Here is a 13,529-nt window from a genome sequence, read left to right as displayed (position 1 = left end):
CCGTCGACGAGGTCGGAGGGAGGCGCGCAGTCAGGCAGCCAGCCCCATGAGACGGGCCCCGTTGTGCCACAACACCTTGCGCATCCAGTCGTCCCCGAACCCGAGGCGGTCCAACGCCTCGATCTGGTGCGCGTACGGGTACGGGATCTGGGGAAAGTCCGAGCCCAGAACGACCTTGTCGCCCAGCGCGGCAAGGCGGGGCAGGTAGTCGTCCGGCATCGGGGCGAAGCGGTTGGTGAAGTCTGTGCCAACCATCGTCGTGTCGAGGTGGACCCGGTCGTGGTTCTCGGCGAGGTCGGCGAACGCGTGGTACTCCGACATGCCCAGGTGCGCAATGACCAGCGCGAGGTCCGGGTGCCTGCGCAGGAGCTCGGCCACGGCCCCCGGACCGGTGAACTCCCCTGCCAGGGGGGCCGACCCGGCGTGGAGCACGATCGGGACACCCGCTTCGGCGAGCACGCCCCAGGCGTCGTCGAGGAGCGGGTCGAGCGGGCTGAACCGGCCGACCTGCACGTGCAGCTTGAACAGCCTCGCACCGGCCGCCAGGGCAGACCGCACCTCGTCCGCCGCACCCGGCTCGGGGAAGAAGGTCGCGCTGTGGACGGCGTCCGGGACCCGCTCGGCGAACTCCGTGCCCCACGCGTTGAGCCACGTCGCCATCCCGGTCCTGTGGGCATAGTTGAGGGCCGGGATCCCCTTCAGCCCCAGGGAACGCAGCGCCTGCAGTCGGCCCGGCTCGTCCTGGCGGTAGGTGATCGGCCACGGCGTGCCGTAGTGCTCCTCGGCGTGGTCGAAGTAGTCCCAGACCTTGCGCAGCATGGCGTCCGGCATGAAGTGCACGTGGATGTCGGCCAGACCGGGCAGGCCCAGCGCGCGCCAGTAGGCAGGGACGTCCTCGTCACGGGTGGGCGCGGTGGGGGCCTCGGTCACCCGCCCACCGTACGAGCCGCCGGCGGCAGCAGCGCGGCGTCCCCCTCGGACCAGCGCCGGGGGTCGGGGCCCAGCGCCTCGAGCAGGCGCAGCTGCCGAGCACACCACGGCGACACGGCGCGCAGGCCGAACCGCACCTCCTCGCAGACCTCGTGCCACCCCACCCACGTGGCCTCGTGCACCTCGCTCGCATCGAGCCGCAACCGCTCTCCGGGTGCCAGCCACGCGGCATACACGGGGCAGAGCTCGTGCTCGACGACACCATCCATCTCCGCGCGGTAGCCGAACCCGGGCAGCACGAGACGGACACCGGTGACGATGGCACCGAGCTCCTGGAGCGCGCGACGGCGCACCGCTTCGGCGAGGTCCTCGCCGGGCGCCGGGTGACCGCAGACGGAGTTCGTCCAGATGCCGGGGAAGGTGGGCTTGTCGAGGGCGCGCCGGGTCAGCAGGAGGTGCCCGTCGCTGCCGAAGACGTAGGCGGAGAAGGCCAGGTGCAGGGGCGTGTCGGCGGTGTGGACAGTGGCCTTCGGGGCGGTCCCGACGGCCCGGCCCTCGTCGTCCAGCAGGACGACGAGCTCCTCCGCCGTCGAGTCCGTGGTCGACGTCCGCCCTCGGGACGCGCCCGTGGTCATCGCACCCTCCCGAGCTCGTGCACGGCCCCGACGAAGACCGGCCGCAGCGCCGCGGCGGCAGGGACGATCGCCCGCCGCACCCAGGCCGGACGCGTCGCCTGGACGAGTCCCTGCGTGAGCACCGTGTAGCGCCAGCTCGCTCGTCGCCAGCCGCGTTCGTACTGCTGCGGGTCCCTCGCGCAGACGGCGGCCACCGCTTCGGCCGCCTGGGCGATGCCCAACGAGATCCCTTCTCCCGTCAGGGCGTCCACGTAGCCGCTCGCGTCCCCCACGAGGAGCACGCGGCCCGCGACGCGTCGGCGGGACCGCTGGCGCAGGGGGCCGGCACCGCGCAGGTCGCTGCCGTAGCCGGTGGCGCCGCCGAGGCGTTCCAGGAGGGCGGGGAACTGCTCGAGGAGTGCGTCATACCCTGCTCGGCTGCGGGTCAGCAGCGCGACCCCGACCAGGTCCGGGGCCACCGGGGTGACGTACGCCTCGGCCGTCGGCCCCCAGTGCACCTCGACGTGGTCGGACCACGGGGCGATGGCGTGGTGGCGGCGCAGCCCGAACCTCGCCGGTCCACGTGCCGGGGCGTCGAGACCGAGGGCGCGACGCACCGGTGAGTGCAGCCCGTCCGCCGCGAGGACGTATGCCGCCCGGACCGGCTCCGCGGCGCGGCCCCCCTCGCGGGTGGCGACGGTGACCGCGTCGCCGTCCTGGGCGAGGTCGCCAGCGGCCACCCGTCGGACCTCGACCCCGGCCTCGTGCACGGCGTCGTCGAGGGCGGCGTGGAGCGTCGTCCGGCGGACGCCACGACCCGCGCCGTCACGGAAGTCGGCCTGGGCCTGGCGTCCACCTGCGAGGTAGCGGATCCCCGTGAGCGGCAGCCCCTGCGGGTCCACCCCGAGCGAGGCGAGCGCGGCGACCGCACCCGGCATCAGCCCCTCGCCGCAGGCCTTGTCGATGGGTCCGCAACGGGGCTCCAGCACCATGACGGACCGTCCGTGACGAGCCGCCTGGAGGGCTGCCGCGAGCCCCACGGGGCCGCCCCCGATGACGGCGACGTCGACCTCGGCCGTCATGGCGTGCCCACCGCCACGTCGAGGTCCGCGAGGGCGCGCTCCTCGGCGCGCAACCGCACGGTCAGCAACGCTGCGTTGGCGATCGTGAACACGACTGCCGTGACCCAGGCCGTGTGGACCAGCGGCAGCGCGACTCCCTCGACGACGACGGCGACGTAGTTGGGGTGGGAGAAGAAGCGGTACGGACCGCCCGTCACCCGCCCGGCGCCCGGCACGACGATGACGCGGGTGTTCCACTGGTGGCCGAGGGTCCGGATGCACCACCACCGCAACGCCTGGCAGGCGGCGACCACCACGAGCATCGGCCAGCCCAGGGCGGCGTGGAACGGGCGGTCCGCGACGAGCACCTCGACCACGGCCCCCACGAGCAGCGCCGAGTGCAGCACCACCATGACCGGGTAGTGGCCGAACCCGGTCTCCCGCCCGCCGCGGGCGAAGGCCCAGGCGGCGTTCCGCTTGGAGACGACCAGCTCGGCGAGCCGCTCGAGGCTGACGACGAGGACGAGTGCGACGAAGAGGGCGACGGACACCGGTCAGGCCCCCGGGGCGTGCAGGAGGACCATCTCGAGGCAGAACCCGGGGCCCATCGCGAGCAGCAGCCCATGGGTGCCGGGCGCGGGCGGACGGTCGCGCAGCGTGTCGGCGAGCACGTGCAGGACCGACGCCGACGAGAGGTTGCCGATGCGGGCCAGGCTGTCCCACGTCATCCCGAGCGCGTCGCGGTCGACCTCCAGGGCCTCCTGCATCGCCTCGAGCACCTTGGGCCCACCCGGGTGGGCCACCCACCAGCCGATGTCCGCACGGGTCAACCCCTGGTCGGCGAGGAACCCGTCGACGTCCTCGCGCAGGTTCTCCCTGACGAGGTCGGGCACCTCGACACCCAGGACGATGCGCAGACCGCTGGCCCCGACGTCCCACCCCATGGCGCGCTCGGTGTCGGCATACATCCGGCTGCGGGTGGCGAGCACCCGCGGTCCAGACGCGGACCCGTGGTCGGCGCCCACCATCACCACGGCCGCGGCCCCGTCACCGAACAGGCCGCTCGCCACGAGGTTGGCCATGGAGGTGTCGTCGCGCTGGACGGTGAGGCTGCAGAGCTCCGTGGACACGAGGACGGCCACCTCGCCGGGGTGGCCCAGCAGGTAGTCGTGGACCCGTGCGACCCCGGCAGCCCCGGCGACGCAGCCCAACCCCACCAGGGGGACGCGCTTGACGTCGGCCCGCAGCCCGATGCGCGCGGCGATCCGCGCCTCGACCGAGGGGACGGCCAACCCGGTGATGGTCGCGGAGACCACCAGGTCGACGTCCCGCACGGTGAGACCCGCCGCCGCCAGCGCCTCCTCGACCGCCTCCGAACCCAGGTCGACGGCGACGCGGATGAACTCGTCGTTGGAGGCGCCGAAGTCCTTGAGCTCGGGGTAGCGCTCCAGCGGGAGGGCCAGGTGCCGGAACTCGACGCCTGCGTTGCCGTGGACCCGTTGCAGAAGAGGCAGGTTCGGCTTGTGGGGAGCAAGGACCTCGGCGAAGACCTCGGTGACCTCGCTCTGGGGGTAGCGGTGCTCCGGGAGCGTGCCGCGGACGGAGAGGAGGTGGCTCACCTCCACAGCCTAGGCACGGCCGGCCCGGGAGCGCGCCCTCGGCGCCATACCGTTCCTCGCACCTACGCTGCGGGGTATGGGTGAGGGCACCGACGGACCGGCGGCACCGTCCGCCGCGCGGCCCCGACCGGGCCCGCACCGCCTGCTCGCGATCCTCGCGGCGGCCCACCCCGCACCCGCCCTCGCGGTCACCGTCCTGACCGCCCTGCTCGCCGTGGCTGCCGGGCACTCCTTCGGCTCCGGCCTCCTCGTCGTGGCCGCGGTCGCGACCGGGCAGCTCGGGATCGGGTGGTCCAACGACCTCATCGACGCCGACCGCGACCGCCGGGTCGGCCGGACGGACAAGCCCGTCGCCACCGGCGCCGCGTCGGAGGCCGTGGTTCGCAGCGCCATCGCGGTGTCCCTCGTCGCGTGCGTGGTGCTCTCCCTCGCGTGCGGCTGGCGTTCGGGGTCGGTGCACCTGGCGCTCGGGGTCGCCTCCGGGTGGGCCTACAACCTCGGCCTCAAGCGCACGGCCTGGTCGGCGGTCCCGTATGCGGTCGCCTTCGGCGCGCTGCCCGCGGTCGTCAGCCTCGCCCTCCCAACCCCGTCCTGGCCACCGGCCTGGATGGTCGCCACCGGCGCAGTCCTGGGGGTGGGCGCGCACCTGCTCAACGCCCTCCCCGACCTCGCGGACGACGCGGCGACCGGTGTGCGGGGGCTCCCCCAGCGGCTGGGGGCCGGCGTCGTGCGGGTCGTGGCACCGCTGGTGCTGCTCGCAGGCTCCGCGGTCGCCGTGCTCGGCCCGCCGGGTCCGGTGCCACTGTCCGCAGCCGTCGCCGGAGGCCTCTGCGTCGCGCTGGCCGCGGTCGCAGTGGGCGGACGGGGACGGGTCCCGTTCCTCGCCTCGATCGCCATCGCGCTCGTCGACGTCGTCAGCCTCGTCCTGCGCGCCTGACGGCGCGGCCTCAGATGGGTTCGAGCAGCCGCTGGAGGAACGTCTTCGTCCGGGGGTGCTGGGGGTTCGCGATGACGTCCTGTGGCGGACCCTGCTCCACGATCAGGCCGCCGTCGATGAAGAGCACCTGGTCGGCGACCTGCTGCGCGAACCTCAGCTCGTGCGTCACCACCACCATGGTCAGGCCCTCTCCGGCGAGGGCCTTCATCACGCCGAGGACGTCGCCGACGAGCTCGGGGTCGAGCGCCGAGGTGGGTTCGTCGAAGAGCACGAGGTCGGGCCGCATCGCCAGGGCCCGGGCGATCCCGACGCGCTGCTGCTGACCGCCCGAGAGCTGGAAGGGGTACTTGTCGGCGTGGTCGGCCAGGCCCACCTTGTCGAGGAGCCGGCGAGCCCGCTCCGTCGCCTCGGCGCCGGGTTCGTGCTGGACGACGACCGGGCCCTCGGTGACGTTCTCGAGCGCGGTCTTGTGCGGGAAGAGGTGGTGGGCCTGGAAGACCATGCCGCTGTGGCGACGCAGCGCCATGAGCTCGGCCCGCTGGGCTCGCGGCAGGCGGCCGCGGGCACCGGGGTTGATGCCGGCGAAGTCGACGGTGGTGTCGCCGATCCGGACGATCCCCTTGTCGGGCACCTCGAGGGCGTTGAGGGCGCGCAGCAGCGTGGTCTTGCCGGAGCCGGACGGTCCGATGACGCAGGTGACGGTGCCCGGGTCGACGGTGAACGACACGTCCTCGATGACGACGTTGTCGCCGAAGGACTTGCGCAGGTGCTCGACCTCGACGAGGTGGGTGCTGGGAGAGGTGCTCATACGGCCACGAACCTGTTCAGTCGGGTCTCGGTGCGGGACTGGACGAAGGACAGCACGAGGCAGATGACCCAGTAGTAGACAGCCGCCATGCCGAACAGTGCGAGGAACTCGAAGCTCGGGGCCGCCGCGAGCCGGGCCTGCTGGAACAGCTCGGTCACGAGGATGACCGCGGCGAGCGAGGTGTCCTTGACCAACGAGATCAGGGTGTTGGACAACGGTGGGACCGCGGTCCGCGCAGCCTGCGGCAGGATGATCCGCCGCAGGGTGGTGGCGTAGTCCATGCCGACGGTGGACGCAGCCTCCCACTGCCCCTTGGGCAGGCTCTCGACGGAGGAGCGGACGATCTCCGCGGCATACCCACCGACGTTGACGCTGAAGGCGATCACCGCTGCGAGGAACGGCTCTATCTTCACCCCGAGCTGGGGCAGGGCGTAGAAGATGAGGAAGAGCTGCACCAGCAGCGGCGTCCCGCGGATGAACGAGATGTAGAGCCGGGCGATCCCCGACACCACGGGCTGCTTGGACATCCGCATCAGGCCGACCGCCAGCGCGATCACCATGCCGATGGCGAAGCTGATCGCGGTGAGCGGGATGGTCTTGGTGAGGGCCGCGCGCCATCGGCCAGGCGTTGTCCTTCATCACCTGCAGGGTGCTGGTCTGCTTCCGCTCGGCACCGAAGTACTTGGCGTAGATCTTGTCGAGCGTGCCGTCGGCCTTGAGGTCGGCGATGGCCTTGTTGAGCTGGGGAAGGTAGCCCGAGCCCTTCCTCGCCGCGAGGACCGACCTGCTGACGTCGTCGGTCTCGGCGACGACCTTCACCCCCGCGTCCTTCTTGGTGGCGAGGTAGTTGCGGATGGCCAGCTTGTCGTTGACCAGGGCATCGACGCGCCCCTGCTCGAGGTTGTCGATCGCGAGCGCCATGTCGTCGACCGGCACGACCGTCGCCCCGGCCTTCTTGGCGACCTCGGCCCAGTTGCTCGTGATGTTCTGCGCCGACCGCTTCCCCTTGAGGTCGGCGATGGTCTTGATCCGGGTCTCGTCCTTGCGGACGACCAGGACGCCGGTGGTCTCGACGTAGGGGTCGCTGAGGTCGTACCGCGCGTTGCGCTCCTCGTTGAAGGTGATCTGGTTGGCGACGACGTCGAACCGGCCCGCCTCCAGGGCCGCGAACATCGAGTCGAAGGGTGTCTCGACGTACTCGACCTTCACCCCGAGGTGCTTGCCGATGGCGTTCATGACGTCGACGTCGTAGCCGGTCAGGCCGCTGCCCGTCCCGCCGTGGTAGCTGAACGGTGGGTAGACGCCCTCCGTCCCGACCTTGATGGTCGGCGGGAGCCCAGCCGCCCAGGCGGCACCGAGTGGGTCCATCTCGCCACCCGTGCTGGTGCTCGAGGCCGGGGCTGCGGACGACGGCACCGCCACGCAGAGCAGTCCCAGCAGGACCACGAACAGGGCGGAGGCGGCGCGTTTCACCCTGTCACCGTATCCACGCACCGGAGTAGCGTCGCGCCATGGCGCCCTTCGAGACGGTCGAGGCCTACCTGTCCGCGCTGTCCGGGCCGAGCCGGGACGCGGTGGAGCGGCTGCGCGCCACGATCCTGGCGGAGCTCCCGGGTGCCGAGGAGAGGATCAGCTACGGCATCCCCGCCTTCTTCGTGGACGGTCGGGTCGCGATGTACGTCGCCGGGTGGAGGGGACACGTGAGCGTCTACCCGATCCCCGAGGGCGACGAGTCGTATGCCGCCGAGACCGTCCCCTACGTCGCGGGGCGGGGCACGCTGAAGTTCCCGTTGTCGGCCCCGCTGCCGCTCGAGCTCGTCGCCCGGACGGTCCGGCTGCACCTCAACCGCGTCCGAGGTACGGGGCAGCCTGCAGGGTGACGCGGTGGCCGGTCATCCACTCCTGGGACCGGTCGGTGACCGCGTACCGGAAGACGACCCGCATCATCGCCTCCAGGGGCACGCGACCCACCCGACCGGGGATCTTCGCGCTGCTGGACCGCGCCCCGACCTTGACGATCTTCTCGACGCGGGCCCTGCGCCGGGCCTCGAAGCGGGCGAACCCCTCCGGCACCGAACCGGCGTCCCGCAACGATGTGGCGAGCTCGACGGCATCCTCCAGGGCCATCGAGGCACCCTGACCGGAGCTGGGCGACGGCGCGTGCAGGGCGTCCCCCACCAGGGCGATCCGTCCGCGGTGCCACGTGGGCACGTGCGGCAGGTCGTAGGTGTTGTCCCCGGCGAGCTCCAGCTCTCCTGCCTCGATCAGGGCCCGCGCCGGGCCTGCGTCGTCCTCCGCGAGCCGGGCCAGCCGGTCCCGCCACTCCTCGGGGGTGGTGCCGGCCCGCTCGGCGGGTGCGATCTCCGGCCGGGGCACGTTGACGAACCACACGACGTCGCCCGCCGGTGTCGGGTGCGCCCCGAAGAACGACCGCCGCCCGAACACGAAGTGCCACGACTCCGGAGCCAGCTCGGACGCGAGCGCGGTGCCGCGGGTGATGCCCCCGAAGTTGGTGAGTCCGACGTACCGTGCGCCCGGCGCCCCTGGGTCGACGGCTCGGCGCACGATGGAGTGCACGCCGTCGGCGCCGACCACGAGGTCGGCCGACAGCTCGCTCCCGTCGGCCAGGGTGGCGACCGCGGCGCCCGCATCCGTGGCCACGGAGATGACCCTGGCGCCCTGACGTACCTCGATCCCCCGCGACCGGGCCTCGTCACCCAGCAGCCGGCCGAGGTGCGAACGCTTCATGGTCAGGGCGGGCGTGCCGTCGGCCAGCGGCGTGCCGGCGGTGACGCGGCCCAGCAGCTTCCCCGTCGCGCCGAACATGAGGTTGGTGCGGGTGCTGCTGCCGATGCCCCGCGCGAGCTCCAGGGTGCCGATCGCCTCCAGGGCGCTGAGTCCGTTGGGAGCGACCGTGAAGTACGAACCCACCTGGTCGCCTGCCCCGCGGGACTCCCGGTGGGACTCCAGGACGAGCGCGTCGATGCCGACCTGCTGCAGGGCCAGGGCGGTGGCGGGTCCGGCGATGCCGCCACCGACGACGAGAGCCTTCACGGTGATAGCCTTTCTTACGACAATCGGATAGTTCGATAATCGAAAGGATTGCACGCATGGCACGACGACGTCAACAGGTCGTGGACGACCTCGGTCGGGCGATGCAGCACTACCAGCGCAGCGTCGCGGCCTTCGACGACGCCGTCGGGCGGCAGCTCGGGCTCGGCCCGGCCGACCTGCGCTGCCTCGACGTGCTCGTGGAGGGGCCTCGGACCGCGGGCGAGCTCAGCGTGGCGACAGGGCTCAAGCCGGCGGCCACCACGGCGCTGCTCGACCGGCTGGCCGCCAAGGGGTACGTGCAGCGAGAGCCGAGCCCGACCGACCGACGCAAGATCCTCGTGGCGATGACCGAGGAAGGGATGCGTCGCACCTGGGCGGCCTACGGGCCCATGGTCGAGGAGGGTCAGCAGGGGTTGGCGAGCTTCACGGTGGCCGAGCTGGAGCGGCTGCGCGCCCTGCTCGACGGCTTCACCGAGGTGACCGACCGCCACCGGGAGCGGGTCGCTGCGACCGCACCGCCCGCGGGAGCCACAGCGCGCACGCCGTCCGCATCGGCGAGCGGACCCCGGTCAGGCGCCTGAGTCCTCGCCACCCGCGGCGCCCGGGTCCTCGCCACCGGCCGAGCCGGCGATGTTGACCATCCACGCCGTCCCGAAGCGGTCGGTGAGCATGCCGAACTCGTCGCCCCACATCTGCTTCGCGAGCGGCATCGTCACGGTGCCGCCGTCGCTGAGCTTGTCCCAGTAGCCACGCAGCTCGTCGGCGTCGTCGCCGCTGATGCTGACCGTGATCGACGAGCCCGAGTCGCGCTCCATCCCCTCGGGCACGTCGCTGGCCATCAGCGTGAAGCCGGCGTCGGTCACGAGCTGGGCGTGCATGATCTTGTCCTTGTCGGGGCCGTCCGCCGCGCCGTACTCGCCGAAGGTGTTCATCGTCAGGGTGCCGCCGAAGGCGTCGTGGTAGAACTCCATCGCCTCACGGGCGCGGTTGTCGAAGCCGAGGTAGGGGTTGAGCGTCGAGGCCATCAGGTGCTCCCAGGGGTGGTCGGGACCGGCCGACCGGCGCGGCCGAGGGTGATGCCCCGGACGATAGACCCGGGCGCCGACGGCGTCATCACCCTTTCTGCGGGCCTCCCGCACCCTTTCTGCGGGCCTCCCGCGCGCCCCCGACTCAGGCGCGCAGCTTGTCCAGACGAGCCCGCAGCGACGCCTCCCGGTGGGCGTTGCCGTGCAGCCCGAGGTAACGGGCGCCGAACACCGCGAGCAGGGCGTCGTCCAGCCGACGCACGGCCCCGGCCGGGTAGCGGTAGCCCATCCGCGCGTCGATGGCCGGTGCGTCGATCGACTGGAGCAGCCCGGCGAGCTCCTCGAGCGAGGTGATCCCGAGCTCGAGCAGCAACCCGGAGATCCAGGCGTAGTGGTCGGTGCGTGACCAGCCGGCATCGGTGAACTGGCCGCCGAGGAAGGTCGCGAGGTCGGAGGCGCTGATGCGCGGGTCGCTGTCGTCGGCCGGGAGGGCGTGCTCACCCATGGTCGCCTGCAACCGGTGCCGGATCTCGGAGAACTCACGGTCGGCGAGCTCGAGCAGGCCCGCGGCCAGGGTGAACCGTCGGTCGAGGTCGCTGACGTGCTCCTCGGGGATGGTGCCCTTGTAGCGGATGTCGTGCTCGAACTCGGCCCAGGCGTGCTGGAGGATCGTCCGCACCTGCACGGACGCGCTGAACCCCTTCAGCGAGTCGTACTGCGCCGGCGCACCCTTGATCCGGTCGATCGCCACGAGCAGGTGCCGGCTCGCGTAGCCGAACCGTCCCTGTCGCGCCGTCTCCTGCCCGAGGTCGCGGTCGTCGAGGACGCTGAGCTGGTCGGAGAGCAGGTCGGCGACGGCAGTGACGTCGTCACGCAGGTAGGTCACCACCCGGACCCCCACCTGGTCGGTGATCTGCTCGATCGGGTCCCCGTAGAGCGGGTCGCCGTCGGGGCCCGTGCGGGCCGCCTTGCCCGCGAACGAGGCGACGCTCTTGGCCCGGCCGGTCACCGACACGTAGTTGATGCCGGCGTCGTCGAGCAGCGCCGTCACCATGGCGACGTACCCGTCACTGGCCTCCTGCACCTGACCGTGCACGGCGGCATACCGCTGCACGGCATCACGGATGCGCTCCTGGTCCTCACTCACGGACCCCACCCTGCCGTATGCCGCGCTGCGGCGGGCTCAGTGACCGGTGCGGCCGTCGATCCGCTCACGCAGCAGGTCGGCGTGGCCGCAGTGCCGCGCGTACTCCTCGATGAGGTGCACGAGCAGCTCCCGCAGGGAGATGGGGTCGCGGGTCGGGTGGGTGCTCATGAGCTCGAGCGAGGCGGCCTGCGCGACGAACTCCTCGGCGTGGGCGACCTCCCGCCGCCAGGACTCCCACGCCTCGGCCACGACCTCGGGATCGGCGACCGCGCCGTCGAAGTCGGCGTCGACGACCTCGCTGGTGCCGTAGAGGCGCGGGATCTCGTTGCCCTCCATGGTGATCCGGAACCAGATGTGCTCGACCTTCGCGAGGTGCCGCAGCAGACCGAGGAGCGACAAGGAGGACGGTTCGACCGAACGGGTCGCCAGCTGCTCCGCCGTCAGGTCTTCGCACAGTCGCGCGAAGGTGAGCCGGAAGTGGCCGAGGTACTCCACGAGCACCTCCCGCTCACTGGCGGGCGCGGGGCTCTGGGAGTCGTTCGACGGGGAGGTCATGGCGCAGAGCATGCCAAAGCCGGAATCAACGGGGTCGCCAGACGGTTGACGCGGGCATGACGACATGGGGTTTCATCGGCAGTGGCAACATCGGCAGCACCGTCGCACGGCTGGCCCTCGCGGCCGGCCACGAGGTCGTGATGAGCAACAGCCGCGGGCCGGAGACGCTCGCCGACCTCGTCACCGAGCTCGGCCCGGGTGCACGGGCCGCGACGGCGGCAGAGGCTGCGAAGGCCGGGGACGTGGTCGTCGTGACCATCCCCCTCAAGAACTACCGCGACATCCCGGTCGACGAGCTCGCCGGCAAGGTCGTCATCGACACCCTCAACTACTACCCGCAGCGTGACGGGCAGGTCGCCGAGCTCGATGACGAGTCGACCACGACGTCCGAGCTGGTCCAGGCGCACCTGCCCACGTCCCACGTGGTCAAGGGCTTCAACAACATCTACTTCGAGCACCTCCGGGCCTTGGCCCGCCCGGCCGGCTCCCCTGAGCGCAGCGCCCTCGCGATCGCCGGGGACGACGCCGACGCCAAGGCCACCGTGACGCGGCTGTTCGACGAGATCGGCTACGACACCCTGGACCTCGGCCCCCTCGCCGAGGGCTGGCGCACGCAGCGCGACACCGCGGCCTACGCCGTGATGTATGCCGCGGACCCCACCGACTGGTCGAAGGGGCCGGCGCCCGTGGACGCCTCCGTGCTCGCCGATCGTGCAGCCGCGGCGAAGCGGTACCGCGACAGCTGACCCGGTCCGGCCGACGGGCCGGCGGCTACCCTCGGTGAGCGTGCGCCCCACCCTCGCGATCGTCGTCGCCGGCCTGCTGCTGGCCGCCTGCTCCTCGCCGCCACCCGGCCGCGCGGCCGACACGGGCTCCGCCGCCTCCTCGGGGGCCACCACCGCCACGTCACCGGGGACCACCGCCACGACCGCGGCGAGCCCGACCACGTCCACGACCGCCGCGACCACGACCGCCGCGACGAAGCGACCCTCGACCGCCACGGCCACGAAGACCGCGCGGTCCACCCCCTCGACCCCCGAGGCCCCCACGCCGACGCCGTCGCGTTCCACGGCCGGCGGCCCCGCCAGGCCCGCGGGCCTGGTGGGCGACACCCGCAACGCCCTGGCGTTCGCCCCGCTGTCCGATCCGGGCGACGTCACCGTCGAGGGCTCGGTCCCGAGCTGGAAGGCCTGGTCGACGTCCAAGGTGCTGGTCGTCGCGGCCTTCCTCGACACGGTCTGCGACGGCGACCCCGGCAGGGCCACCGCCCAGCAGCGCCGATGGATCTCTGCCGCCCTGACCGCCTCCGACGCCGACGCGGTCGTGGCGCTGCGCAACGAGATCCCCGGCAGCCCCGGCGCCGCGATCACCCGCGTCCTGCGCTCGGTCGGCGACACCCGCACCGTCGCCCCGGACACCTCGCAGGGCGGGATGCAGTGGACGATCCGTGAGCAGGTGCGGTTCATGGCCGCGCTGGCGAACGGCCGTGTGGTGTCCCGCGCCTCGAGCAGCTACCTGCTCTCGTCCATGCGTCCGATCAGCGCGCACCGGTGGGGGCTGGGCACCATCGGCGCGGGGGCGTTCAAGGGTGGCTGGCTCCGCCCCGACACCGTGACCCGCCAGATGGGGATCTACGACGGGTATGCCGTCGCGATCATCACCGACCACGTGGGCCCGGCGGTGGTCCAGACCGATGGCGACGCCGCGCACGTGCAGCAGATGAACCGGCTGGCGACCATCCTCAAGGCCCGTCTCGCCCGGGAGTAGCGAGAGCTGGCG

General features: G+C 72.4%; 15 protein-coding genes and 2 pseudogenes. 5 read left to right on the top strand and 12 right to left on the bottom strand.

Features of this window, described 5'->3' with window-relative positions; all coding sequences use genetic code 11:
- Positions 1–30: 30 nt before the first annotated feature.
- Genes ACYVKF_RS10345 through ACYVKF_RS10325 form a run of 5 tightly spaced genes read right to left on the bottom strand, consistent with a single transcriptional unit; the run spans position 31 to position 4,224 of the window.
- Positions 31–930, bottom strand: a complete 900-nt coding sequence (locus ACYVKF_RS10345) for an amidohydrolase family protein (protein ID WP_460966367.1) — start codon at positions 928–930, stop codon at positions 31–33.
- Positions 927–1,565 carry an isopentenyl-diphosphate Delta-isomerase gene (gene idi / locus ACYVKF_RS10340; protein WP_460966366.1) on the bottom strand — a complete coding sequence of 213 codons (639 nt, stop codon included), beginning with the start codon at positions 1,563–1,565 and terminating at the stop codon, positions 927–929. The genes ACYVKF_RS10345 and idi overlap by 4 nt, the downstream gene beginning before the upstream one ends.
- Positions 1,562–2,626, bottom strand: a complete 1,065-nt coding sequence (locus ACYVKF_RS10335) for an NAD(P)/FAD-dependent oxidoreductase (protein ID WP_460966365.1) — start codon at positions 2,624–2,626, stop codon at positions 1,562–1,564. Before ACYVKF_RS10335 ends, idi begins: the two co-directional genes overlap by 4 nt.
- Positions 2,623–3,156 (bottom strand): isoprenylcysteine carboxyl methyltransferase family protein, encoded by a 534-nt coding sequence (locus ACYVKF_RS10330; RefSeq protein ID WP_460966364.1) that lies wholly within the window; start codon positions 3,154–3,156, stop codon positions 2,623–2,625. Before ACYVKF_RS10330 ends, ACYVKF_RS10335 begins: the two co-directional genes overlap by 4 nt.
- Positions 3,157–3,159: 3 nt before the next feature.
- A complete protein-coding gene (locus ACYVKF_RS10325; RefSeq protein WP_056917355.1) occupies positions 3,160–4,224 on the bottom strand; it encodes a type III polyketide synthase in 1,065 nt (354 codons plus the stop codon).
- A 76-nt stretch (positions 4,225–4,300) separates the two neighbouring features.
- Here ACYVKF_RS10325 and ACYVKF_RS10320 point away from each other — a divergent pair, with 76 nt between their 5' ends.
- Complete coding sequence (locus ACYVKF_RS10320) at positions 4,301–5,161, top strand: UbiA family prenyltransferase (protein WP_082553232.1); 861 nt, start codon at positions 4,301–4,303, stop codon at positions 5,159–5,161.
- A 10-nt stretch (positions 5,162–5,171) separates the two neighbouring features.
- On the opposite strand, the gene ACYVKF_RS10315 is transcribed toward ACYVKF_RS10320, so the two are convergent.
- The 3 genes and pseudogenes from ACYVKF_RS10315 to ACYVKF_RS10305 all read right to left on the bottom strand — a co-directional run.
- On the bottom strand, positions 5,172–5,969 hold the full coding sequence (locus ACYVKF_RS10315) for an amino acid ABC transporter ATP-binding protein (protein ID WP_056916174.1): 798 nt from the start codon (positions 5,967–5,969) through the stop codon (positions 5,172–5,174).
- Positions 5,966–6,529 (bottom strand): amino acid ABC transporter permease, encoded by a 564-nt coding sequence (locus ACYVKF_RS10310; protein WP_460966926.1) that lies wholly within the window; start codon positions 6,527–6,529, stop codon positions 5,966–5,968. Before ACYVKF_RS10310 ends, ACYVKF_RS10315 begins: the two co-directional genes overlap by 4 nt.
- Before the next feature lie 172 nt (positions 6,530–6,701).
- Positions 6,702–7,337 (bottom strand): annotated as a pseudogene (locus tag ACYVKF_RS10305) (transporter substrate-binding domain-containing protein); the annotation flags it as partial.
- Positions 7,338–7,480: 143 nt separating this feature from the next.
- On the opposite strand from ACYVKF_RS10305, the gene ACYVKF_RS10300 reads away from it, so the two are divergent.
- The gene (locus ACYVKF_RS10300; RefSeq protein ID WP_460966363.1) at positions 7,481–7,849 is read left to right on the top strand and encodes an iron chaperone; all 369 of its coding nucleotides are present in this window, start codon (positions 7,481–7,483) and stop codon (positions 7,847–7,849) included.
- Here ACYVKF_RS10300 and ACYVKF_RS10295 read toward each other — a convergent pair.
- A complete protein-coding gene (locus ACYVKF_RS10295) occupies positions 7,812–9,023 on the bottom strand; it encodes an FAD-dependent oxidoreductase (RefSeq protein ID WP_460966362.1) in 1,212 nt (403 codons plus the stop codon). The two genes, ACYVKF_RS10300 and ACYVKF_RS10295, sit on opposite strands and share 38 nt — an antisense overlap.
- A gap of 56 nt (positions 9,024–9,079) precedes the next feature.
- Between ACYVKF_RS10295 and ACYVKF_RS10290 the strand changes: the two genes are divergently transcribed.
- Positions 9,080–9,604 (top strand): MarR family winged helix-turn-helix transcriptional regulator, encoded by a 525-nt coding sequence (locus tag ACYVKF_RS10290; RefSeq protein ID WP_056916171.1) that lies wholly within the window; start codon positions 9,080–9,082, stop codon positions 9,602–9,604.
- Here the strand turns inward: ACYVKF_RS10290 and ACYVKF_RS10285 are convergent.
- The 3 genes from ACYVKF_RS10285 to ACYVKF_RS10275 form a co-directional block, all read right to left on the bottom strand.
- Positions 9,593–10,048 (bottom strand): VOC family protein, encoded by a 456-nt coding sequence (locus ACYVKF_RS10285; protein WP_056916170.1) that lies wholly within the window; start codon positions 10,046–10,048, stop codon positions 9,593–9,595. The genes ACYVKF_RS10290 and ACYVKF_RS10285 overlap by 12 nt on opposite strands.
- A 145-nt stretch (positions 10,049–10,193) precedes the next feature.
- A complete protein-coding gene (locus ACYVKF_RS10280; RefSeq protein ID WP_056916169.1) occupies positions 10,194–11,195 on the bottom strand; it encodes a GTP pyrophosphokinase in 1,002 nt (333 codons plus the stop codon).
- 36 nt (positions 11,196–11,231) lie between these two features.
- On the bottom strand, positions 11,232–11,750 hold the full coding sequence (locus tag ACYVKF_RS10275) for a DinB family protein (RefSeq protein ID WP_082553258.1): 519 nt from the start codon (positions 11,748–11,750) through the stop codon (positions 11,232–11,234).
- Between the two features lie 20 nt (positions 11,751–11,770).
- Here ACYVKF_RS10275 and ACYVKF_RS10270 point away from each other — a divergent pair.
- Together ACYVKF_RS10270 and ACYVKF_RS10265 are read left to right on the top strand one after the other, a co-directional pair.
- A pseudogene (locus ACYVKF_RS10270) lies at positions 11,771–12,496 on the top strand (NADPH-dependent F420 reductase); the annotation flags it as partial.
- A 40-nt stretch (positions 12,497–12,536) separates the two neighbouring features.
- Positions 12,537–13,517 carry a serine hydrolase gene (locus ACYVKF_RS10265; protein WP_460966361.1) on the top strand — a complete coding sequence of 327 codons (981 nt, stop codon included), beginning with the start codon at positions 12,537–12,539 and terminating at the stop codon, positions 13,515–13,517.
- Positions 13,518–13,529 lie beyond the last annotated feature (12 nt).

This window comes from Pedococcus soli, from assembly GCF_054782575.1.
Note: the sequence above shows the minus strand (reverse complement) of the source record. Positions and strands in the feature narration are given on the sequence as shown.